Annotated in this window: 17 protein-coding genes and 1 tRNA gene; 8 read left to right on the top strand and 10 right to left on the bottom strand. The window is 54.1% G+C overall.

Annotated elements, in window-relative coordinates; translation table 11 throughout:
• Positions 1-31 precede the first annotated feature (31 nt).
• The 5 genes from hemZ to recJ are packed head-to-tail and all read right to left on the bottom strand — an operon-like array spanning position 32 to position 6,511.
• Complete coding sequence (hemZ, locus tag IZU99_02045) at positions 32-1,519, bottom strand: coproporphyrinogen dehydrogenase HemZ (protein ID UOO38070.1); 1,488 nt, start codon at positions 1,517-1,519, stop codon at positions 32-34.
• Positions 1,516-2,136 (bottom strand): MBL fold metallo-hydrolase, encoded by a 621-nt coding sequence (locus IZU99_02040; GenBank protein UOO38069.1) that lies wholly within the window; start codon positions 2,134-2,136, stop codon positions 1,516-1,518. The genes hemZ and IZU99_02040 overlap by 4 nt, the downstream gene beginning before the upstream one ends.
• A 26-nt stretch (positions 2,137-2,162) precedes the next feature.
• The gene (locus IZU99_02035; GenBank protein UOO38068.1) at positions 2,163-2,606 is read right to left on the bottom strand and encodes a D-tyrosyl-tRNA(Tyr) deacylase; all 444 of its coding nucleotides are present in this window, start codon (positions 2,604-2,606) and stop codon (positions 2,163-2,165) included.
• Positions 2,607-2,624: 18 nt separating this feature from the next.
• A complete protein-coding gene (locus tag IZU99_02030) occupies positions 2,625-4,808 on the bottom strand; it encodes a bifunctional (p)ppGpp synthetase/guanosine-3',5'-bis(diphosphate) 3'-pyrophosphohydrolase (protein UOO38716.1) in 2,184 nt (727 codons plus the stop codon).
• A gap of 2 nt (positions 4,809-4,810) precedes the next feature.
• Complete coding sequence (gene recJ / locus IZU99_02025; protein ID UOO38067.1) at positions 4,811-6,511, bottom strand: single-stranded-DNA-specific exonuclease RecJ; 1,701 nt, start codon at positions 6,509-6,511, stop codon at positions 4,811-4,813.
• Positions 6,512-6,751: 240 nt separating this feature from the next.
• Between recJ and mutS the strand changes: the two genes are divergently transcribed.
• Complete coding sequence (gene mutS / locus IZU99_02020; protein ID UOO38066.1) at positions 6,752-9,343, top strand: DNA mismatch repair protein MutS; 2,592 nt, start codon at positions 6,752-6,754, stop codon at positions 9,341-9,343.
• 19 nt (positions 9,344-9,362) lie between these two features.
• The gene (locus IZU99_02015) at positions 9,363-10,076 is read left to right on the top strand and encodes a CPBP family intramembrane metalloprotease (GenBank protein UOO38065.1); all 714 of its coding nucleotides are present in this window, start codon (positions 9,363-9,365) and stop codon (positions 10,074-10,076) included.
• Between the two features lie 120 nt (positions 10,077-10,196).
• Here the strand turns inward: IZU99_02015 and IZU99_02010 are convergent, their stop codons facing one another.
• The 5 genes from IZU99_02010 to IZU99_01990 form a co-directional block, all read right to left on the bottom strand.
• Positions 10,197-11,030, bottom strand: a complete 834-nt coding sequence (locus tag IZU99_02010) for a cell wall hydrolase (protein UOO38064.1) — start codon at positions 11,028-11,030, stop codon at positions 10,197-10,199.
• Between the two features lie 185 nt (positions 11,031-11,215).
• Positions 11,216-13,426, bottom strand: a complete 2,211-nt coding sequence (locus IZU99_02005; protein ID UOO38063.1) for an AAA family ATPase — start codon at positions 13,424-13,426, stop codon at positions 11,216-11,218.
• A complete protein-coding gene (locus tag IZU99_02000) occupies positions 13,423-14,511 on the bottom strand; it encodes a DNA repair exonuclease (protein ID UOO38062.1) in 1,089 nt (362 codons plus the stop codon). Before IZU99_02000 ends, IZU99_02005 begins: the two co-directional genes overlap by 4 nt.
• A 360-nt stretch (positions 14,512-14,871) precedes the next feature.
• Complete coding sequence (locus tag IZU99_01995; GenBank protein ID UOO38061.1) at positions 14,872-15,639, bottom strand: protein-glutamine gamma-glutamyltransferase; 768 nt, start codon at positions 15,637-15,639, stop codon at positions 14,872-14,874.
• Positions 15,639-16,622 (bottom strand): hypothetical protein, encoded by a 984-nt coding sequence (locus IZU99_01990; GenBank protein UOO38060.1) that lies wholly within the window; start codon positions 16,620-16,622, stop codon positions 15,639-15,641. The genes IZU99_01995 and IZU99_01990 overlap by 1 nt, the downstream gene beginning before the upstream one ends.
• A gap of 222 nt (positions 16,623-16,844) precedes the next feature.
• Between IZU99_01990 and IZU99_01985 the strand changes: the two genes are divergently transcribed.
• The 6 genes from IZU99_01985 (at position 16,845) to IZU99_01960 (ending at position 21,935) form a co-directional block, all read left to right on the top strand.
• Positions 16,845-16,921, top strand: a tRNA-Met gene (locus tag IZU99_01985).
• Positions 16,922-17,494: 573 nt separating this feature from the next.
• Positions 17,495-17,722 (top strand): hypothetical protein, encoded by a 228-nt coding sequence (locus IZU99_01980; protein ID UOO38059.1) that lies wholly within the window; start codon positions 17,495-17,497, stop codon positions 17,720-17,722.
• Entirely contained in the window at positions 17,712-18,524 is an 813-nt protein-coding gene (locus tag IZU99_01975) for a ParA family protein (GenBank protein UOO38058.1), read from the top strand. The genes IZU99_01980 and IZU99_01975 overlap by 11 nt, the downstream gene beginning before the upstream one ends.
• Entirely contained in the window at positions 18,518-20,125 is a 1,608-nt protein-coding gene (locus IZU99_01970; GenBank protein UOO38057.1) for a CpaF family protein, read from the top strand. Before IZU99_01975 ends, IZU99_01970 begins: the two co-directional genes overlap by 7 nt.
• 2 nt (positions 20,126-20,127) lie before the next feature.
• Positions 20,128-21,057 carry a hypothetical protein gene (locus tag IZU99_01965; protein ID UOO38056.1) on the top strand — a complete coding sequence of 310 codons (930 nt, stop codon included), beginning with the start codon at positions 20,128-20,130 and terminating at the stop codon, positions 21,055-21,057.
• A 5-nt stretch (positions 21,058-21,062) separates the two neighbouring features.
• Positions 21,063-21,935 (top strand): secretion protein F, encoded by an 873-nt coding sequence (locus IZU99_01960; GenBank protein ID UOO38055.1) that lies wholly within the window; start codon positions 21,063-21,065, stop codon positions 21,933-21,935.
• Positions 21,936-21,943 lie beyond the last annotated feature (8 nt).

The following is a 21,943-nucleotide window of genomic DNA, read 5'->3' as shown; positions in this document are numbered from 1 at the left end:
GCCGCTTTACCGGCGCGCGGCCCGCCGAGTTTTACAGGACGGATGGCCAGGCCGTACGATAAAAAGCCTCAATGCGGCTTTTGTCGGCTGCCACGCGTTCCTGATGATCAATATATTCATATGGATATTTATAGTTGAATATCCGTTCGATCCGGCCTGTCTCCGGGCGGACAAGCTTGGTCACGCCGCCGCCGCCGAGCGCCAGTATGGTGCAAAGCTCCTCCATGATAAGGATGTTATAAAGGCTTTCCATACCGGGGCGGCACCAGCCGACGTTTTCAAACCCACCCGACATAAATTTCTGCCGGTATAAGTAATACGGGCGGTATCCGGCCCCGCGCAGCGTTTTTTCAGCATAATCAAGCATCCCGGAAACAGCGCCTGCCCCCGGTATCGACGTCTGCTCTAGCGTCACGCGCGTCCCCTTTTTCAGCGACAGCGTGTGAACCGTTACATTTTCAGGCGACAGCGTCAAAACGCTGTCGAGCGATTCACGGAAACCCTGTTCCGTGTCGCCGGGCAGACCGGCGATGAGATCCATATTGACGGCGTCAAACCGGGATTTTCTTGCTTGCCGCATGGCCTCCAGCACGTCTTCTGAAGAATGACGGCGGCCAATAGCGTGCAGGACGTCGTTTGACATTGTCTGCGGGTTAATACTGATGCGCCCGGCACCGTTGCGGCGCAAAACAGACAGCTTTTCCGGTGTGATTGTGTCGGGCCGCCCCGCTTCCACCGTGTATTCACGAACGCCAGAGAGGTCAAGCGACCTGCCTAGCGTCTGCATCAGCTGCTCAAGCGCTTCCGGTGAGAGCGTCGTGGGCGTGCCGCCGCCGATATAGACGGCAATGATACGAAGGCCAAGCGCCCGCACCGTTTGTGACAGCGCATTGATTTCATGCATCAGCGCATCCAGAAACGGCACAATCAACTTCATTGATTTTTCAACGCTGTGGCTGACAAAGCTGCAGTAATGGCAGCGCGTCGGGCAAAACGGGATGCCGATATAAAGCGCTACGTCCTTCTCGCATAACGTTTTTTTGACAAGGAGGGCTGCCCGCGCCGTATCAATGCAGAGAGAGGCCCGCTCCGGCATAGCGCCGTATTCCCGCGTATAGACACCGCGAATGTGATGCTCGGTTCGTCCGCTTTCAAAGAGGGCCGTTGCCAGCTTCCCCGGTCTAATACCAGTCAGTGCTCCCCAGACGGGGCTTTTTCCCGTTTCGGCCGTTGCCGCTTTAAAAAAAGAGAGCTTAATGATTTTTTGGAGCAACCGGTCGGTCGTCAGCTTGTCGGTCAGTAAAGCGCGCCTAGCGCGGGATGTCCCTCGAAAACGGCCCTTGTCCGAAACAATGTGCGTCACGGCAACGGCATACGTCCCGCCGAAAGTGAGCGTCACGCAAGCCGACAGGCCGGAAGGCTCCGTCGCGTCATAGCGCGGCTTTTCCGCCGGATACATCATCAGTAAAATCTGCTCAACGGCGTATCGATAATCATGGCCTGTCAGCGTCAGCGTCATGGGCGGCCGTATTCCTCTTTGGCATATTTCATATACGTATTAAAAGCGCGCTCCCGCACAAGCGTTGTTGCGTCCATATGACCGGGATAGACCTCATAGTCCCCCTCGAGCGCATAAAGCCGGTATAAAGATCGCATGAGCACTTTGACGTCGCCCTCCCCTAAATCTGTTCTGCCGCAGCTGTCACGAAAGAGCGTGTCGCCGGTGAATAGGGCGTTTTCACAGCGGAGTGTGACGGAGCCCGGCGAATGGCCGGGCGTCTCCATAACGGAAAAAACGAGACCGCCGACCGTCACCGTGTCGCCTTCGCCATAAAACAACACGTTATCGCTGACCGTCAGCTTAAAGATGTCGCCGCCTTCCGGCAGCGCATCGCGGCGGCAGACCCAAATGGGCGCGCCCGTCTCCTCGGCGATGGCTTCGGCGGCCAGCTGATGGTCAAAGTGGCCGTGCGTCAGCAAAATAGCCGACACCTGCAGCCGGTTCGATTCAAGGTAATCAAGAATGATCGTCGATTCATCACCCGGGTCGATCACCGCACATTTGAGCGTCGGCTCGTCGGTTACGATATAGCAGTTTGTCTCAATCTGACCGACGGTCAGTGTTTTTATCAGCATTGTCAGGCTCCTTCGAAATTCGTAAGTTAATTTGCAGCTGTGTCCAGTACAAGCGTCACAGGCCCGTCATTAACGGACATAACGGCCATATCGGCACCGAAAATGCCCGTTTCGGTCTGATAGCCCGCCTGTCGGCACTGCGCAATAAAATACTCATATAGCGCCATAGCAATATCAGGCTTTGCCGCACCGGAAAAACCCGGCCGGCGGCTTTTGAGGTCGGCAAACAGCGTAAACTGTGAAACGACGAGCAAGCCGCCGCCGACTGCGGAGAGATTTAAGTTCATTTTTCCGCGGTCATCCTCAAAAATCCGAAGTCCCGTGATTTTATCGGCAAGGCGCGCGGCTTCATTGGCCGTGTCGTTTGGCGCAACGCCAAGCAATACCAAAAGCCCTTTGTCAATCCGGCCCGTCACGGCGCCGTCAGCGGTGACGGACGCCGAACTGACGCGTGTTACAACAGCGCGCAACACTCATCCGTCCTTTCCTCAGCCGTCACCGCGTTTGATTTCAATGACTCCCGGCACGGTTGCCAGGCGCGCGATGGCCGTATTCAAATCGTCACGGTTTTTAACCTCGATGACAATCGACACCGTTGTGACATCACCGACATCCTTGGCCGCTATCGATGTCATCTTAATTTTCAGGGCGTTTAAAATCGTCGTCACGTCGAGGACAACGCCGCTGCGCTCTCTGACAACTAAATAAAGCACTGTTGAGTAAACGTCCGTCTCCGCGTTGGCCCAAGCGACGCGTACCCACCGCCCAGACTCGTCTGGCTCTTCAATCGATTTAAGATAATTTTTACAGTCTTTGCGGTGCACGGACACGCCGAAGCCGCGCGTGATAAAGCCGATAGCCTCGTCGCCGGGTACTGGCGCACAGCACCGCGCGAACTTGACAAGGCAGTTGTCAATACCCTCCACAAGGATGCCGTGAATCGGCTTGAGCTTTTTATCCGGCCGCGCCTCAAACGATAAAGGATCCGTCTCATCCTTTTTCTTGACGCGATCCATTGTGCGCAGCTCGTCCCGAATCCGGTTAACCGCCTTTTGCGATGTGATACCCCCGTAACCAATGGCGGCGTACAGCTCGTCAAGTGACGCGAAAGAAAGCTTTTTAAGAAGCTTCGGCAGCACATCCTCGCGCATGATATCCGCCATGGGCAGCGCCACGCGCTTGAGCTCGGACTCGAAGGCCATTTTGCCGTGCGTAATATTCTCTTCGCGCTTTTCTTTTTTAAACCACTGGCGGATTTTATTCCGCGCTTCCGGGCTTTTGACGATGTTCAGCCAGTCACGGCTTGGCCCTTTGGAGGAATTTGAGGTCAGCACCTCGACAATATCGCCATTTGCGAGGATGTGGTTATAGGGCACAATGCGCCCGTTGACAATGGCCCCCGTCATCCTGTTGCCGACGGCCGAGTGGATATTATAGGCAAAGTCAATCGGCGTTGCGCCTGCGGGCAGGTTAATAACGTCACCGCGCGGCGTGAAGACGAAGACCTCATCGGAAAACATATCAATCTTCAGTTCCTGGAAGAAGTCCTGCGCATCAGTATCCTGCTGTGTTTCTAAAAGGCGCCTGATCCAGGCAAATTTCTCTTCATCGGCATTCTTGCCGCTGATACCCTGCTTATACTTCCAGTGGGCGGCGATACCGTATTCCGCCGTGTGGTGCATCTCCCACGTGCGGATCTGAACCTCAAACGGAATGCCTTCGCTGCCGAGGACCGTTGTGTGAAGGCTTTGATACATGTTTGGCTTCGGCGTGCCGATATAATCTTTAAAATGGCCGGGAATCGGGCGGAACATCTCGTGAATATAGCCGAGAACATTGTAGCAATCGGCAATATCGCCCACGATGACACGGAAAGCGTAAAGGTCCAGCACTTCCGAGAGCGTTTTGTTCTGGCTGTACATTTTGCGATAAATGCTGTAGATATGCTTAATGCGCCCATAAACATCACAAGAGATGCCGTTTTCATGGAGGCGGTCGGCAATTCTTTGCTGAATGGACTGAATAAACGTCTCATTTGAAATGCGGATGCGGCGCAGGCCTTCCTCAATCTCCGCATAACCGATGGGGTCGAGGTAATAAATTGACCGGTCTTCAAGCTCCCATTTGATTTTCTGCATACCAAGGCGGTGTGCGAGCGGCGCGTATATCTCCATTGTTTCAAGGGCTTTTTCTTTTTGCTTGTCCGCCGTCTGATATTCCATCGTGCGCATATTATGCAGCCGGTCGGCCATTTTGATCAGGATAACCCGGATATCCTTGGCCATCGCCAGAAGCATTTTGCGCAGATTTTCCATCTGCTCTTCTTCCTTGCTCGTATACGTCACGCGGGAGAGCTTCGTCACACCCTCGACGATGTCGGCAACACTCGCACCGAAGCGCTTGGCAATCTCCTCATGTGTGACACCGGTGTCCTCGATACAGTCATGGAGAAGCGCTGCAATAATCGCCTCTTCGTCAAGACCCATTTCGGCAATGATCGCGGCGGCGGCCAGCGGATGGGAGATATAGGGCGTGCCGTCCTTGCGCTGCTGCTCCTGATGGGCATTTTGGGCAAAATCGTAAGCAGCCCGGATGCGCGCCAAATCGGCAGCCGGGTTGTTTTCCCTGATAATCGACTCAAAATGCCGATATTTTTCCTCGAGTTCTTCCATCATTAGCCCAACTCCATATGCGGCCGGATATCGAGAACATGCAGCTGAACACTCCGCCAGGCGCGGTATTCATTAACCTGCGCCTCGAAAGCGAGGTCAACAAGCGCCCCACGGCTGACACTCAGATCATCGGCCGACGTGCCGAAAAGAATACAGTCAAAGACCTTGCCGTTCTTCAAAACACGCATTTTTGTGTGCTTGCCGCCACCGACAGGCGTTACCGAGGTCAGCGTCGCCGCCCGCAGGCAGAAAACCGGCATCAGAAACCCATTGCCAAATGGTTCAAAGCGCTCAAGTGCCGTGATATTTTCAAGCGATAAAAGCTCGGGCTTGATGACCTCAAAATCAATAAAGAGCGACGAGACGCATGGCTGCGTCACCATCTGGCTATATATGGCCAGCAATCGCTCGCGAAAGGCGTCAATATTTTCTTCGGCAATCGTGAGCCCAGCGGCCATTTCGTGGCCGCCGTAGTTTTCCAGCAGGTCGCTGCAGCTTTCTAGCGCTGCATACATGCAGAATCTGCCGATGCTGCGGCAGGAGCCACGGCCCATCCCGTCGTCATCAACGCTGATCATGATGGTAGGATAAAAAAACTGCTCGGCAATCCGCGCCGCCACGATGCCCATAACGCCCTGATACCAGCCCCTGTTTGCCAGTACCACAGGGCCAACCGGGCGGGATGCCGCCAGCGCCGCCTGCGCCTGTTCAAAGATATCCGCTTCAAGCTGCCGTCGTTCACTGTTGAGGCCGGTCAATTCCGATGCCAGTCGGTCGGCCTCGTCTTCACTCTCCGTCAGCAGCAAATCGACGGTCAAAGATGTCCGCCCCATTCGACCGGCCGCATTCAGACGCGGTGCCAAATTATAGCCAATCATGGAAACGCTGACGGCACGGCTTTCCAATCCAGCCACCCGCATCAAGCGTCGCAGGCCTGGTCGTGTTTTTTTGTTCAGTGCCATCATGCCACGTCGGATTAACACGCGGTTTTCGCCGACGACGGGCATCACGTCGGCAATCGTACCGATGGCCACAAGATCGCCGTATGTCTCAAGCAGATACTCCATGCTCCGGCTTTTTTCCAGCGCACAGACGAGCATAAAGGCAACACCGACACCTGCAAGTGATTTATTGGGAGACGGGCAGTCCTGCTGCTTGGGGTCAACGACGGCAACGGCCTGAGGCATCTCGCTTTTACAGGCATGATGGTCTGTAATGATGAGGTCAAGCCCAATTGAACGGGCGTAATCGGCCTCGCGGCAGGCCGTAATGCCGCAATCGACCGTAATAACAAGCGTCACGCCGCGCGCAGCCAGCGCGTCCAGCGCGGCGGCGTTCAAGCCATATCCCTCGTCCATGCGGCCGGGAATATAAATTTCAGCCTCAACGCCTTTTGCGCGGAAAAAGCTGGCCAGAAGGCAGCTGGACGTCATGCCGTCAACATCGTAGTCGCCATAAATCGCGATATGCTCGCCGTTATTAATAGCCTTTTGAATCCGGTCAACGGCGCGGTCCATATCCTTGAGGAGAAATGGGTCTGCAATCAGGCTGAAGTCATCGCACTGGAATGCCTCAGCCTCTTCGGTCGTCGTGATCCCGCGGGATGCGAGGGTGACGGCGACAAGCGGGTTTAAACCGCTTCGAGTCATACGGGCGGCGACCGCTCTGTCGTACCCTTTTATCTCCCACTTTTCGAATTTCATAGTAAACCACGAACCATTCCCGTTTGTATCTTTCAACTATATCAAAATATGACATTTTAAACAATAGAATTCTTAACGGTTTTACAGCTGTTTTTCACATCGCCCTCTAAGAATTTGCTAAAAAACAGGCAAAATGCCGACACTCAAGCAGCCATCCAATTAAGCGTCCGTATTGTACGCCCTGTTTGTCTGTGTTATAGTTAGGGCAACGAGCATAAATTTTGACGGAGGACGTCGGACATGGCTGAAATCACGCCGATGATGCGGCAGTATTTTGATATAAAAGAGCAAAATACAGACTGCATCCTCTTTTTCCGTCTTGGCGATTTTTATGAAATGTTTGGGGACGATGCGCTGACGGCGTCGAAAGAGCTCGATTTAACGCTCACCTCACGCGACAGACGGACGGAAGACCCCGACGAGCGGATACCGATGTGCGGCGTGCCATACCACTCGGCTGAGGCATACATCGCGCGTCTCGTCGCCAAGGGGTATAAAATTGCCATCTGCGAGCAGATGGAAGATCCGGCGCTTGCCAAAGGGCTCGTCGATAGGGATATTGTCCGCATCATCACACCGGGGACGCTGATTGAAACGTCGATGCTGGACGAAGGGCGGTCAAATTATCTGTGCGCCGTCTGCGTGCTACACGCGGAAAACGCCGTCTGTTATGCCGATGTGTCGACCGGTGAGATCGGTGTTTCGTTCTTTGACGGCAGCGACACCGCCCATGTGCTCAACGAACTGAGCGCGTTTTCGCCGGCTGAGGCCGTTTTAAACGTCGGCGCTTATGATAACAGCGATATTTTAAGCCTCCTGACCGATAAGCTTGGCTGTCTGGTGCAGCAGAGCGAGGCGCGATTTGATTTTATGCAGGCTGCTATGCGCCTTTGCGCACAGTTTAACGTCTCAAGTCTGGACGCGCTTGGCCTTGGCGGCAGCAGTGCCGCCGTCAGCGCCGTCGGTGCCTTGCTGTCGTATATGACGGACACGCAGAAAACAGACCTCTCCCACCTGAACACCTTACGTATGAACACCGCCGGCAAATTTATGGAGCTCGATCTTCAAACAATCAGAAACCTCGAGCTTGTCGCGTCGCAGAAGACTGGTGAAAAGCGCGGCAGCCTCCTTTGGGTGCTCGACAGAACAAAAACGCCGATGGGTCGGCGTCTCCTCCGAGCTTGGGTTCTCCGCCCGCTTTTGCACACGGCGGAAATCAAACGGCGGCAAGCCGCCGTTTGTGAATTGTTTTCAGACACCGTTACCCGCTCGGAACTTCTGAATATCCTGCGTGATGTGGGCGATATGGAGCGCCTTGTCGGCAGAATCACCTACGGCAGCGCGGGTTGCCGGGATTTAAAGGCTCTGGAATCAGCCCTCCGGCACCTGCCGTCTATCCTGTCGCTTTTGGCACCCATGCACACGCCGCTTTTAGCGGAGCTTCGAAAAATTGATAACTTGGCCGACATTGAAAGACGCATCCGGGAAACGATTGAAGACGAGCCGCCGTTTTCCGTCCGGGAGGGCGGTTTTATCCGGCGGGGCGTCAGCGAGGACGTTGACTATCTGCGCGGGCTATTAAAGGACAGTACGGGCGCGATGGCCGCCATTGAAGCCAAAGAGCGTGAGCGAACCGGCAAAAAGCTCAAGGTTGGTTACAACAAGGTCTTCGGCTATTACATTGAAATTCCGCGCTCAGCCTCCGACAATGTCCCAGATGATTACATCCGAAAACAAACACTCACAAGCTGCGAGCGCTTTATCACGCAAGAGCTCAAAGAGCTTGAGACGGCGCTTTTAACGGCGAAGGACAAGCTGTCCGCTCTTGAATACGCTCTTTTCGAAGATTTGAGAACAGCCGTTGCCAAAGAGGTCGGGCGTCTTCAGGCCGCGTCTTTTACCGTCGCCGCCGTTGACGTTTTGTGCGCGCTCGCGGAAGTGGCCGTTAAAAACAATTACTGCATGCCGGAGACAGACGTTTCCGGTGTGATAAACATTCAAGATGGCCGTCATCCCGTCGTTGAGAAGATGCAGACGGAAACACTTTTCGTGCCCAACGATACGCATCTCGATACGGATAACGCGCGGACGCTGATCATCACGGGCCCGAACATGGCCGGTAAATCGACATACATGCGCCAGACGGCCCTCATCGTTTTAATGGCGCAAATCGGCTCATTTGTGCCCGCCAAAAGCGCCCGTCTCGGGCTTGTTGACCGTGTATTCACGCGCATCGGTGCCTCAGACGATCTCGCGTCCGGCAAGTCGACCTTCATGGTGGAGATGACTGAGGTCGCCGAGATCTTAAAGGCAGCGACAAGCCGAAGCCTTCTCATTTTAGATGAAATCGGGCGCGGCACATCCACGTATGACGGGATGTCGATCGCCCGAGCCGTTTTAGAACACTGCGCCGACAAGAAAAAGCTCGGCGCAAAAACGCTTTTTTCTACGCACTACCATGAGCTGACGGTTCTGGAAAATGAGACGCCCGGCGTTAAAAACTACAACATATCGGCCAAAAAACGTGGTGGGGACATCATCTTTTTGCGAAAAATCGTCCCCGGCGGCGCGGACGACAGCTATGGCATCGAGGTCGCCAGTCTTGCCGGTGTCTCGGAGAGCATCATCCGCCGTGCCAAAACCGTCCTGTCCGACTTAGAGGCACAAAATGGCACGAAGACGCAAGCCACCGTCTCAGAAAACGACGATCAGCTGTCACTGTTGGATATGGCAGGCAGCCAAATTGCCCAATCGCTGAAAAAGACCGATTTAAACACGCTGACACCGCTTGAGGCGCTCAATCTCCTGTATGAACTGAAAAAAAATCTATGACGGCCGTCAAAAGGATGATATGGTGAAGCAGCAGTTTGTATCCCCGATGTCAACATCTGAACGTGTGCTCGGTCTTGGATATATCCCCATTCACGTCTTCTTCTTGCCGTGGCTTCTCAATTACACCTACACCAATGTTCTGCGAAACATGAACGTTGTGCTGACCGGGCCGAGCATCGATCTCATTTATTATATCGTCAGCTTTCTTTTTATTTTATTTTTCCTGTTCCGCTTTATGAAAGCGTCTTTTTTGACCTTTCTGGACGATTTTTTAAAGGGGCTTTTTTCGGCGGCTGTCGGCATTTTGTTCAGCTTTATCCTCATGGGCCTAATCTCTCTGCTGCTGCTTGTTTTTAACTTGGAGGGCGCAAACCCAAACACGGCGCAGGTCATCAGCCAGACGCGCCAGAACGCCGGTACCATCATCCTCATTGCCGTTGTCCTCGCGCCGATCGTGGAGGAAACGCTTTTTCGCGGCGCGCTTTTCGGCACGCTGCTGGAAAAAAACAGACTGCTCGCCTATATCATTTCCGCACTTTTATTTGCCGTCTATCATCTGTGGCAATACGTCTATACAACAGGCTTTGACTGGAAGATGCTTTTATATGTTTTGGAGTATCTGCCGCCGGCCCTTGCCCTGTGCTGGTGTTATGAGCGCACCGGCAGCGTATGGCCGCCTGTTTTGCTGCACGCAGCCATAAACCTCGTCTCAGCCCTTATCCTGCTTGATTGACGCATCCAATCTGCCGTGTCTATACGTAAATAAAAAGATTCTTCGTTTCGAAACAGGAAACGAAGAATCTTATTATTATTTATAGTAACGGCTTACAGCCGTTTTTTTCTGTCTTCATCCTTACGCATAAAAAGTGTGATTGCCGATGGTCATCGCATAAGGTCTCGTTTTGGCGGCCCAGCAATTCTTGGTGCTGGCGAAGTAGAGGGCATTACCCGCCGTATTCCCGCCATCCAGAACAATTTTTGCCGCGATGATGCTCTCTGCCGACGGCGTGTTGTAGATCGCACCGGAATATGCCGGGGTGAACTGGACGCCACTGCGTCTGTCGAAGATAACATCATGGATGGTGCTCGGGAATTTTGAAGAGGCGACACGGTTCATGATGACACCGCCAACGGCGATTTTTCCGGTCATGCTTTCGCCCCGCGCTTCCGCGTTAATAATGCGAGAGAGCCATTTCAGGTCGGTCTCGTCATAAAATTCGCTGCCGGGCTTAATCGCGCCGGTGCCTTTCGTCACAAAGACTGCTTGTGTTGCCGCATCCCAGGAGACTGTTGCGTCAAAGGCTTTGGCGAGAACGCGAACCGGTGCCATTAGACTGTTGCTGATGATAAAACAGCCCTTCGGTACAAAGAGGTATCTGCCGTTTGCTTCGATATAAATGCTGCCCGCCGTCGCTTTTAAAGTGAGGCCGGGTGCTGTGACGGTGGCGGTGCCGCTGTCCCAGGTGACGCTGTCTGCACCCATTGCCTCAGAGAAGGCGCGGACGGAGACATACGTTGTGGAAGCGACGACAAAGGGGTCTGTGCCAAGCTGGGTCGGCTGCCCGTCAATATAGAAGGCGGCGCGCTCCGGTTGTGTGTCGGGCGTTATAACTTCCGCCGACGCCAGTGACATGGATGTCAGAAGTGTCAGAATCAGAATGCCAGACACGAGTAGGTGCTTTTTCATGATAATTACTTTCCTTTCGTTTTTACCAGGCACCGAGAGGAAGTGGACGGCACCTGATATCCATGCCCGGCGCGAATGAGCGCCGTCACAGAGGTTGATTGTGATGCACACGGGATTTTAGATTTCAGCTTTCGCCGAGATCCCGTCTGTGCGGTTTATCATCAAAAACGTCAAAGACGTTTTGATTACACAAGTGAAATAATATTAACCGAGCCGTTTTCTTTAAAATAATCGGCTTCTCTCCGATGGCAGGAGAACAGAAGAATCTGCCGCTCGTTTGACAGCCCAAGGAGATAGTCGAGGGCAAGTGCCGCGCGCCGGTCGTCAAAGTTTGACAGCGCGTCGTCAAGAATCAGCGGCGCGGTCTTGCCGCTTGGCATAATGAGTGCGCTGACGGCAAGGCGGAGCGCTAAGTAAATCTGATCGGCCGTCCCGGCGCTCAGCGCCAGAACATTGCGGCTGACTGCTTCATCGGCCGTTCTGGCCGACGCATCAAGCGCCCGGTCAAAGGCCAGCTTTTCATACCGTCCGGCCGTCATCTTGCTGATAATCGCACCGGCTGTTTCACTCAAAAGCGGCGAAAAGCGTGTCTGTAGCTCGGCGTTAGCGCGATGGAGCGTCTCAACGGCGAGCGTCAGGGCTTCATACTGGGCCCGCTGTTCCGAAAGGGCTGACTCGGCCGCAATTTTGTCGCTCCCGAGTATCAAGGGGTCTCCCAAGGCGCGCGTTTCGCCGAGCATCATGTTATAGCGGTTTGTGAGGTCTGATAAACGCTGAGAGACGATCTGGAGTTCATTTTGCAGCGCCGGTCGGGAGTACTCCGGTTTCGCCATACCATCTATGAGGGGGGCGGCCTCTCTCGCCGTGCGGCCGGCGGCCAGTGTGTCGGCAACGCCTTGCGCGGCGCGCCAGGCAGCCTCTGCGGCACTGCGCTTTAATAGGAGCGCTTCAACGGCTGCCAGCGTCGCCTCCGCGTTGTCAATAGCTGCGTCCGGCGACAGGGCACGAAGCGATTTTAAGAGGCTTTCACGCACAGCGTCCAAAGAAGCCTCGGACGCCAGTACGGATTTCTCGGCGGCTACAACGTCTCCTTTTGCCTCTTGGCACCATTTGACCGTTTCGTTATAGCGGTTAAATTTGCTTTCGAGTTCCGAAGCTGATTGGACGCCGTAAGGCTCAAAGAGGGCCCGGCGCTTTTTCTTCAACCCATTTTCTCGGGCATAGAGCCAGATGAGCAAAATGACGCCGATAATCCCCGCCAGAGCGGCTGCCCATCGCAGGGGGCCGGGAAGAAAAACCGCAACGAGTGCGCCTGCCACTGTCAGAAGCCCCAGCAGCATAACGCCAAGGCGTCGCGCGGCATGATGACGGGGGGTGCGCTCAAAGGCCGCAGCCGCGTCGACATCGGCGGCACCACCACGCGCGTTAAAGGGGTCTTTTCGGCATTCTGCCTCGGCGGCAGTCAATCGGGCCCGCGCTTCATCAAGTCGCAGCCGGTCGTTTTCCGCCACAGCTTTTAAAGCTTCGAGGGCTTTTAAATCGCCGCGGACGGCGGCAATCGCTTCCGCCGGGGCTGGTCCGGCGCCACTGAGCGCCCGGACGCTATCATCAAAGGCCGCTTTGGCGCTTTGGAGCTTTTCCGATGCCTGTCGAAGGGCTTGAGACGCGTCAAAATCGTCCCATGCTTTTAAGGCATTTTTGAGCGCGGTCTGCCGTTTTTGAAGGTTTTCGGCCTCAAGGCGCGCATCGGCGGCACGTTCCAGATTTTCTTCAATCCGTGACAAGTTTTTGTCGAGCGCCGATATCTTCTCTTCAAGGGCCGGTATGGTACCGGATTTATTAAAACGGCGTTTCCTCAGCCATTGGCGCAAGCGCTCGTCACTTTCGCTGAAGGAATCTGTCTCATCGCCGGTTGTGACAAGGGCTGAAATGCGCTTTTCAAGTTCCGGCGTCTGGCCGATGCGCATACCGGCCTGTGAGATAAATGCGCTGCGCTCAAAGACGGCTTCGCCGACGCCTGTCAGCGTCTCCCCAGCCGTATCGGGAAAAAGGCCGGGAAACGGTTCGTTTGTTCCCGTAAAAACAGCAGAAAAGTCTTTCATCGGGAGTCTGCCGCTTGACGTGCGCTGGATTGTGACGGCCCGGCCGTCAATCTCAAGTTCCATCGTCCCTTCCATGGCTGTGCCGCTCCAGGGGCGGTAGCGCGTCTTGTCGGAGAGATATCCCGCCTTGTCGCGGTCGGCCGTTTTCAGGCCGTACAGCATCGTCCGGATAAAAGCGCACCATGTGGATTTTCCGGATTCGTTCGGCGCGTAAATGATATTCAGCCCGTCTTCTAAAAGAAGCTTTTTATTCTGTAAAAGCCCAAACGAGGCAGATAATCGTTTGATAATCATACCGGCTCCTCCCCGTTATTGAGGGCTGATATGCCATAGCGCAAAGCACGCAAGATGGTATCTTTCGCCGGTTCGTCGGCGGCATCATAGGCATTTTTGAGTTCCCGCAGGAAAATGCCGCGCAGAGTGTCGTCCCCCGCCGAGGCCCAGATGTCACGGGCGGGTTTTGTCATATTTTTAATCGCCAGGTCAAAAAACCGTTCAGCCAACTGGCTTTTGAGCGTCGCCAGATCAATTATCCTGTCTGTTGCGCCGGTGAGGATCAGCTTGTATATATCGCGGCTTGTCTCGTTCGGCAAAGCGCTAATAACGGCCTCCTTTGCGTCAAGCGCCCCTGTGAGGTCAACTGTTTGGATTTTATAAGCTCTGCCGCCAAGCGGCTTGAATCGGAGATCACAGCCGTCCTTTGACACGCTGCCGAGAATGACGCCTTTTTCCCCCGTCTCATCAAAGCCTCTCCCCTCCGGGCAGCCTGGATAGGCGTATGTTGTTTTTCCGGCCGTCTGAAAGCCGCTGAAAACGTGGATATGACCAAGCGCAAGATAATCAAGATTCGATGCGGCAATTTCCGCTTCGCGGATCGGGTTGTACGTATCACCGGCCGTATCGCCGTGCAGGGTCATAATATTTAAATAATCACTGTCCGGTGCTGTAAAACCGCTCAGAAGCGGCCTGCTGCACGTATCATTGAATCCGGCGCCCCAGACGCGGCAGCCAAGCTCCGGCAGGTCGACAAAGCGGATCAGCGGCGATGTGAAGATGTGAACGTTTTCCGGGAATCGGACATAGGCATAAGGCGATTTGGGGCAGTAATAGTCATGATTGCCCGGCGCAATAAAAACGTGCGCCTTCATGCGGGAGAACGCCTGCTGCAGAACCTCCTGCGTTTCATAGTAGGAGTTCGAGCTGTCCAACAGGTCGCCCGATAACAGCACGAGCGACACGCCCTCCTCTTCCGTAAGGTCTGCTATCTTGTCAAGGAGCGTGCGCTGCTCGCGGCGCCTGATCGCCGCCATCTCGTCTGTGAGCGCTTCGAAGGGTGAATCCATATGAAGGTCGGCGGCATGCAGAATCTTGACAGGCATCTCGTCACCTCATAAATGGTAACAATAAGTTACAAATTTTCGTTTCTTCGAGCTATTATAGAGCAATTGATTACAAAAAGAAACACTAATTTTGCCTCCCTTCCTAAAGTTTGGTAGGTTTGACACAAACAATGTGCTAAACGCTCTGATATGCCCCTGCCATTTTGTATAATATAGATAAATAAAATGGCCGTTATAACGGTGCCGCCGGGGCCCTTTCCTGTGGCCTCGCCGTTCTTAAACCACGAATTTTGGCACTAATTCTCTAAAAATACGGCTTTTTGAGGTACAATTTTACACTGTAATTTTAGCGCCCGCTCAAAAGGGCGGGCGCTTAGAACGTGTCGTTTTTTAAGGGCGTTATGCCGACGCGCCGGTGCTGGTGTATAGCTTATACAGGTATTTAAAGTCGGGCCGTCCGGCTGCATCCAGAAGTGATGCGTCGCGGTCGGCGTCCTCCCGCCTATTTTCATTGAGCGCCTCGATAATCGTGTCGGCGTCATATTTGCCAATGCCGTGACCGTAATAGAGCCCGCCGCCCAAGTCGATAACGTTTTCACCTTGCCACTCCGGTGTCTTGGGGTCGACGTCTGGGTTAGTAAAATAACGGCGGTCACCAGGAAAATAGTCCTTCTCCCGGTGCATCGCACCTGTCTCGCGCAGCGCGGCGCTTAAGTCGTGCCAGTTCATCAGCGTGATATTTTTAAAAGTTTTATTGAACGCATCTGGACCGAAAACCGCCGCCAGCGCTTTATAATAGATGATCTGGATGGCCGTGGCACATTCTGTTCCATAGTCCTGCCCGTTTTTGTAAATATCCGTGATGGCATCATACGGCTTTACGCCGCTCTTCAGCTCAAAGCCGCCGTCTCCGCGCCGTCTCCAGAAGGCCGGATTAGCTTTTGATTCTCTGAAAACTTCAAAGTCCATACCGCTTCTGCCGAGCTCGTCAGCTGCATTGATGATTTCGTGTCGCATCCGCAGCTCAAATTTCAGTTGTTCAATCGTGTCATAGTCATATGTCTCCGCGCTGGACAACATGGTGTTGAGGATATGACGTTCTGTACTGCCTTCGGGGTAGGTGTTCACAAAAGTGCCATCGAGCGGCTTGTGATCAATCATTATCATCAAATCGCCTCCGTCCGCTCTCCGGCGGCAATGACCTGCTCGGCCGTCTCTTTTTGTAGCCATACATCCCATAAGCGCATATCGCGACCGCGCAGCTGATAAGAGTAATCCGTCAGAATCTGCTGCTCGTCATCGTTTGCCTCTCTATAACGGCTCAAGCAGGCGCGCTCCGCCGTACTCAGCGGCTCCAGCGGTGCTCTGTACCGAGGGGAAATTTCTTTATTAAGGTATTTAGCTTCCCTGTCACAGCGCAAGTGGACGGGGTTTGTGATCTGCTGGAGGTGCTCTCCCGTCAAATAGAGATATGGCCCGTTTTGCCGGATCCAGTCGGTTACACGCCTGTGCAGTGCTCGTTTGTTCTCCCCGGGGTCGGCCGCCTCTACGTGCAAAATCTTTTGCGCCAGCGCCGCGTCCTTCGGGTTTGAGGAAAGCAGATAGTCGGCGATATGTAGCAGCGTTGCGGTATCCAGCGTCTGAAAAAAGCTCCAGACGAGGTCGTGTATGAGAAGCCCTTGTCTGTTACGCCGAAATATAAGATCGGCAACCAGTGCCAGCGCAGTCTTATCGTCAAATTTGATAATAAGAAGCGCCGCTACGTAGTCGATAACGGCATCAAACTCGTTTCTGAAGCTGGGGTCTGTCGGCTCGTTTTTGCCTGTCTCCAGCATCCAGCGCAATGTTAATTCAAGTGCGTCACCATCAGCCTCTTCCGCCGCCGTTCTCAGCCCAGAAAGGTTTTTTATTTTATCGGCGCAGAGCCCATAGGCAATCGCGTTGCGCCCGTTCAAATCACCGCACATATCGTGCGCGGCAACATCGCGCAGCAAGAGGAAAAATACCGGGAAAAGAAGGCTGTCGTCATCGAGCTGATTCAGCGCCTCCTGCTTATCATGACTAACAGCGTCATTAAAAACACGCCGGAGCAGATGAGTCCCGCCCGTCTGATAAGCCTTATTTAAATAGTTAAAGTCGTGGGTGCGCATAAAACTCCTGTTCTCCTTCAAATACCGAATAAAGTATCGGTTTAACATATATTATTGAGAACAGTCATTTTTGTTGCAGGCGACTCTTGTCTTATGTTGCAGATGCCTCTTGTCCAATATGGTGCGACCACCCCCGAACTTTTTGTTGATTTTGCCTCACCAGCCTTGACATTATGGATCGATTGTGTTAGTATTAAGTTCACCTCTTGCAAGAGTTAATATCGCGGAGTGGAGCAGTCCGGTAGCTCGTCGGGCTCATAACCCGAAGGTCGTAGGTTCAAATCCTGCCTCCGCAACCATATTGTGCAAGTAAAAAAGATAACTTGCCGGAAAGCCCAGAAACCGCAACGGTTTCTGGGCTTTTTCGTGTCTGCTTTTTCAAGTGCAAAAAAAAGATAACTCTGGCGGTTCCACCCCGTTGGTAGGGACTTGAACTAAATCCGAGGCATTTTTAAGCACTTTTTCGGAATGATTTTCCCGTTTATCCTCGATTGAGCAAAAATAATTTCTTAATTTTCTGTGTCTGTTTTGGTCTGTATCAAAATGTGATACAGACCAAAACATAATCAATACGTTTTTGAAGGCCGGCATTCAGTTATGAGTGCCGGCCTTTTTTGTTGTCAACTGAAAGGAGCAAAGCCAGATGAGCAAAGATAATCCAACCGCCTATTTCGATGAGCTGACCCAGCGCTTCCAGAGAGAACGCATCGCCTTCGCCCAACCCGAGGGCGACCGCCTCCCCATTCTCCTTGATGACCGAGAAATTGGTATTGTGACGCCCAGTGGATCAATGAGAGTTCGTGGTGAGTGTATTGATGATCCGGCAGTCAGTGACCTCTATCACCGTGCAGGAGCTGTAGCGGCGGAAGTGCATGAGTATATTGGCGGAGTTGGAGCAGGACGCGAAGCTCCATCTGGCGCTGGTCTATCGCGGCGTACAGGAAACAGCCGCAGAGTTTATAGCAGCGCAGGATGCGCTGATTGAGGAGCTCTACGCCGAGCCGGAGAAAGATACCGAGGAAAACTCGGAAAGTGAGGTCGCCGATCCTGCGTCTGAGAACACCCCGGAAAGCGAGGTAACTCAGGACAATGAACTTTAAGAAAAAGAGCATCTTCCACCGCGACGAGGATGACGATTATGAGCAGGAGGCGCAGGTCGAAAGCGGCGGTATTCTCGCCGTCTGGGGCAGCCCCGGCAGCGGCAAGACCGTCACGGCGGTCAAGCTGGCAAAGGCGCTGGCGGATAAAAAGAAGAATGTGGCACTGCTCATGTGCGACATGACTGCGCCCATGCTGCCTTGCATCTGCCCACCCTCCGAGCTGGAGTGTGAACGCTCCCTCGGCGGCATCCTCGCCGTGCCGCATATCACTTATGCGCTCATCAAGAACAACTGCGTCACCCACAAACGGATGTCCTACCTGACCTTCCTCGGCATGAAAAAAGGTGAAAACGAATACACATATCCGCCCTACACCGAACGACAGGCAACAGAGCTGTTGGACGGCCTTCGGGAGCTGGCTCCGTACATCATCGTAGACTGCGGCAGCTATATCGCCAACGACATCCTCTCTGCCGTTGCGCTGATGGAGGCCGACAGCGTTCTGCGCCTTGCCAACTGCGACCTCAAGTCTGTGGGCTACTTCTCCAGTCAGCTCCCACTGCTCAAAGATACCAAATGGGACGCGGACAAGCAGTACAAGGTCGCATCCAATGTGAAGCCACAGCAGGCCGCCGAGCATATTGGCAAGGTGCTGGGCTCTGTGTCCTTCAAGTTGCCATATTCGCTGGAGCTGGAGGAACAGTATCTGGCGGGAAGCCTTCTCTCCGACCTCTCCATGAAGGATAGCCTACCGTTCAGAAAAGAGCTCGACAGGATACTGAAGGAGGTGTTCGGATGTTAGGTCAGAAAAGAAATGTCTCTATGTTTACCCCGGCAGAGCCTCAGCCTCCCATGCGGGAGTATGCTGAACCCGCACCTGAAAAGATGCAAGCGCCTATAATTTCCAGCGAAATCATTGCACCCGAAGAAGATGCGCCCCCGGTCGTGACGAATCCCGTAACGACCGGCAGGGCGCATTCTTTGTTTTTCGCCCCGGAGGACGACAGCCGTGAGTTCTCTGACGTCTGCCGCGAGGTGCAGGGCTATATCGCCTCAAATTACTCCACACTCATGACCGGGGGCGGCACGGACAGCCGTGATCAGATCCGGCGCTATGCCGCAAAGTACATCCAGGACAAGCGGATCGCCGTCAAAGGGATGAGTCCAGACGAGCTGGTGGACGCCATCTATTCGGAGATGGCGGAGTATGGCTTCCTCACCAAATACATCTTCGGCCACGGCATCGAGGAAATTGACATCAACTCATGGCGGGATATCGAGGTGCAGTATTCAAGCGGCCTGACGGAAAAGCTCAAGGAACACTTCGACTCGCCCGAGCACGCTATCAATGTGGTACGCCGTATGCTCCATGCCTCCGGCGTCATTCTGGATAACGCCAGCCCAGCAGTCATCGGCACACTGACGCAGAATATTCGTATCGCCGCGCTGAAAACGCCGGTGGTGGATAAGGAGGTGGGCGTTTCCGCCTCCATCCGTATCGTCAACCCACAGGATATGGAGAAGCAGGACTTTGTAAACGGCGGGACAGCCACAGATGAAATGCTGGATTTCCTCGCCGCCTGTCTGCACTACGGTATTTCCATCTGCGTGGCGGGCGCAACCAGCTCCGGCAAGACAACCATGGCGAACTGGCTGCTAACCACGATCCCCAACAACAAACGCATTTTCACCATTGAGAACGGCTCTCGCGAGGTAGCCCTCATCCGTGAGGAAAACGGTCAGGTGATCAATTCGGTCGTCAACACTCTGACACGTGACAGTGAGAACGAGCGCCAGTGCATAACACAGATAAGCCTGCTGGACATCGCTTTGCGCTTCAACCCCGACCTCATTTTTGTGGGCGAGATGCGCGGAGCCGAAGCAAACGCGGCGCAGGAGGCTGCGCGAACCGGCGTCGCCGTTCTGACCACCATCCATTCCAATTCCTGTGAAGCGACCTACCGACGCATGGTCTCCTTGTGCAAGCGCGCCGTGGATATGTCCGACGCCACACTCATGGACTATGTCACGGAAGCGTACCCGCTTGTGGTTTTCTGCAAGCAGCTTGAAAACAAACAGCGCCGCCTTATGGAAATCATGGAGTGCGAGATCCTGCCGAACGGGACGCGGCAGTATAACCCAATCTTCCAATATCACATTACGGAGAACCGCTATGAAGATGGAAGATACATCATCGACGGTTGCCACGAACAGGTACAGGACCTGTCCCACAGCCTGCAAAAGCGGCTGATCGACAACGGTATGCCGCAAAGCCAACTCAATCAATTTATCAGAAAGGAGGCAGGCGGCGAGTCGCCGCTGACAATTCGCGCACCTAACCCGGTGAGTGACATGAATGAAACGCCCGCGTCCAAATCCGAATATAGAGGGGAGGCTGTTTGAACTTGACCACATTACTCTTAGTCGCCAGCGTCGGCATGATTGTCGGCGCTTTTCTTATCCTTCGCATTTCACCCATGGACTTCACGCAAGGCATATTCCAACGTCTGACCTCCGCACCCAAAAGCATCCGCTCTGAGATCAACGAAAGCACCCACCGCAAAAAGAAATCCTTCCTGCGCCGGGAAATTGAGGACGCGCAGACAATCCTAAAGGCCACAGGCAAGGAAGCCCGCTTCCCCATGATCTGCGCCGTGTCCTTTCTGTTGTTCGCTATCGGCGCGGGGATTGCCATCGTCATGGGCAACTTCTTCCTTGTGCCGGTGATGGCGGTCGGGATGATGTTCATCCCGTTTTGGTATGTGAAGCTGACTGCTGGCCATTTCAAAAAAGATGTGTCCTCCGAGCTGGAAACGGCACTAAGCATCATTACCACAGCCTATCTCCGAAGCGAGGACTTTCTGACTGCCGTGGAGGAAAACATCAGCTACCTGAACCAGCCGGTCTGCGGCGTATTTCAGAGCTATCTCACCCGTGTGCGAAGCATCGACCCCGACATGGAAGCCGCTATTGCCGAGCTGCGAGGCTCCATCGACAACGAAGTGTTCGGTGAATGGTGCGATGCGGTTTTGGCGTGCCAGTATGATCGTGGGCTGAAAACCACCCTTACACCCATTGTGGCCAAGCTCTCGGATATGCGGATCGTCAGCGGCGAGCTGGAGAACCTCGTGTTCGGCCCCCGCAAGGAGTTCATCACCATGGCGGCGCTGGTGGTGCTGAACATCCCTCTGCTCAAGTTCATCAACGCCGACTGGTACGCTGTCCTGATGCACAGCATCCCCGGACAAATCGTGCTTGCCATCTGCGCCGGAGCGATCTTTATTTCCTTCGCTTTTGTCGTAAAGCTCACGCAACCCATTGAGTATAGGAGGTGACGGGCGTGACATTTTTGCTATTTTTATTTGGATGCGCCCTCGCTGCCGGGCTGTTCTTCATCACAGCAGACATCCTCAAACTGCCCAAAATCTCCACCGAGAGAGCCCTGCTATCGGCGGGAAAGGCGGAAGCAAAGCGCATGAAGTCGCTGGATGCGCTGTTCCTCGGCTGGTCGATCAAGCTCTCGAAGTTCATCCACATGGACGAGTACAAGAGGGCTCGGATGGTTCGGACGCTGAACGCGGCAGGGCTGGACATGACCCCGGAGGTCTACACGGCATATACCATCATCAAGCCCTGTTCCATGCTCCTGCTAGTAATACCGTGCCTGCTCATCTTTCCGCTTCTCGCGCTGGTAGTCGTCGTTCTCGCCATTCTCGTCTACTTTAAGGAAACTCGCAAGGCGGACGAAAAGGTGGCGGAGCGCCGTGACAAGATCGAAGCGGAGTTGCCGCGATTTGTGGCGACGGTTGAGCAAGAGTTGGCGTCCAGCCGCGACGTACTGACGATTCTCGAAAACTATAAGCACCATGCTGGTGCGGAGTTTGCGGCAGAACTCGATGTGCTGACCGCAGATATGCGCTCGTCCTCCTATGAGGCGGCGCTGGTTCGCTTCGAGGGCAGAATCGCTTCGCCCATGCTCTCGGATATTACGAGAGGGCTCATCGGCGTACTGCGCGGCGATGACGGACGGTTATACTTCCAGATGCTCAGTCACGACCTCAAGCAGCAGGAGCTGCAGCGGCTCAAGGCAAAGGCGGCAAAGATCCCGCCGAAGATCCGCGTGTTCAGCTTTATCATGCTTGCGTGTTTCATGCTGACCTATGTGGTCGTCCTCGCCATGGTCATCCTTGATTCCATGACGCTGCTGTTTTAGGGAGGTGC

This window comes from Oscillospiraceae bacterium CM, assembly GCA_022870705.1.
Taxonomy (GTDB): domain Bacteria; phylum Bacillota; class Clostridia; order Oscillospirales; family Oscillospiraceae; genus Sporobacter.
Note: the sequence above shows the minus strand (reverse complement) of the source record. Positions and strands in the feature narration are given on the sequence as shown.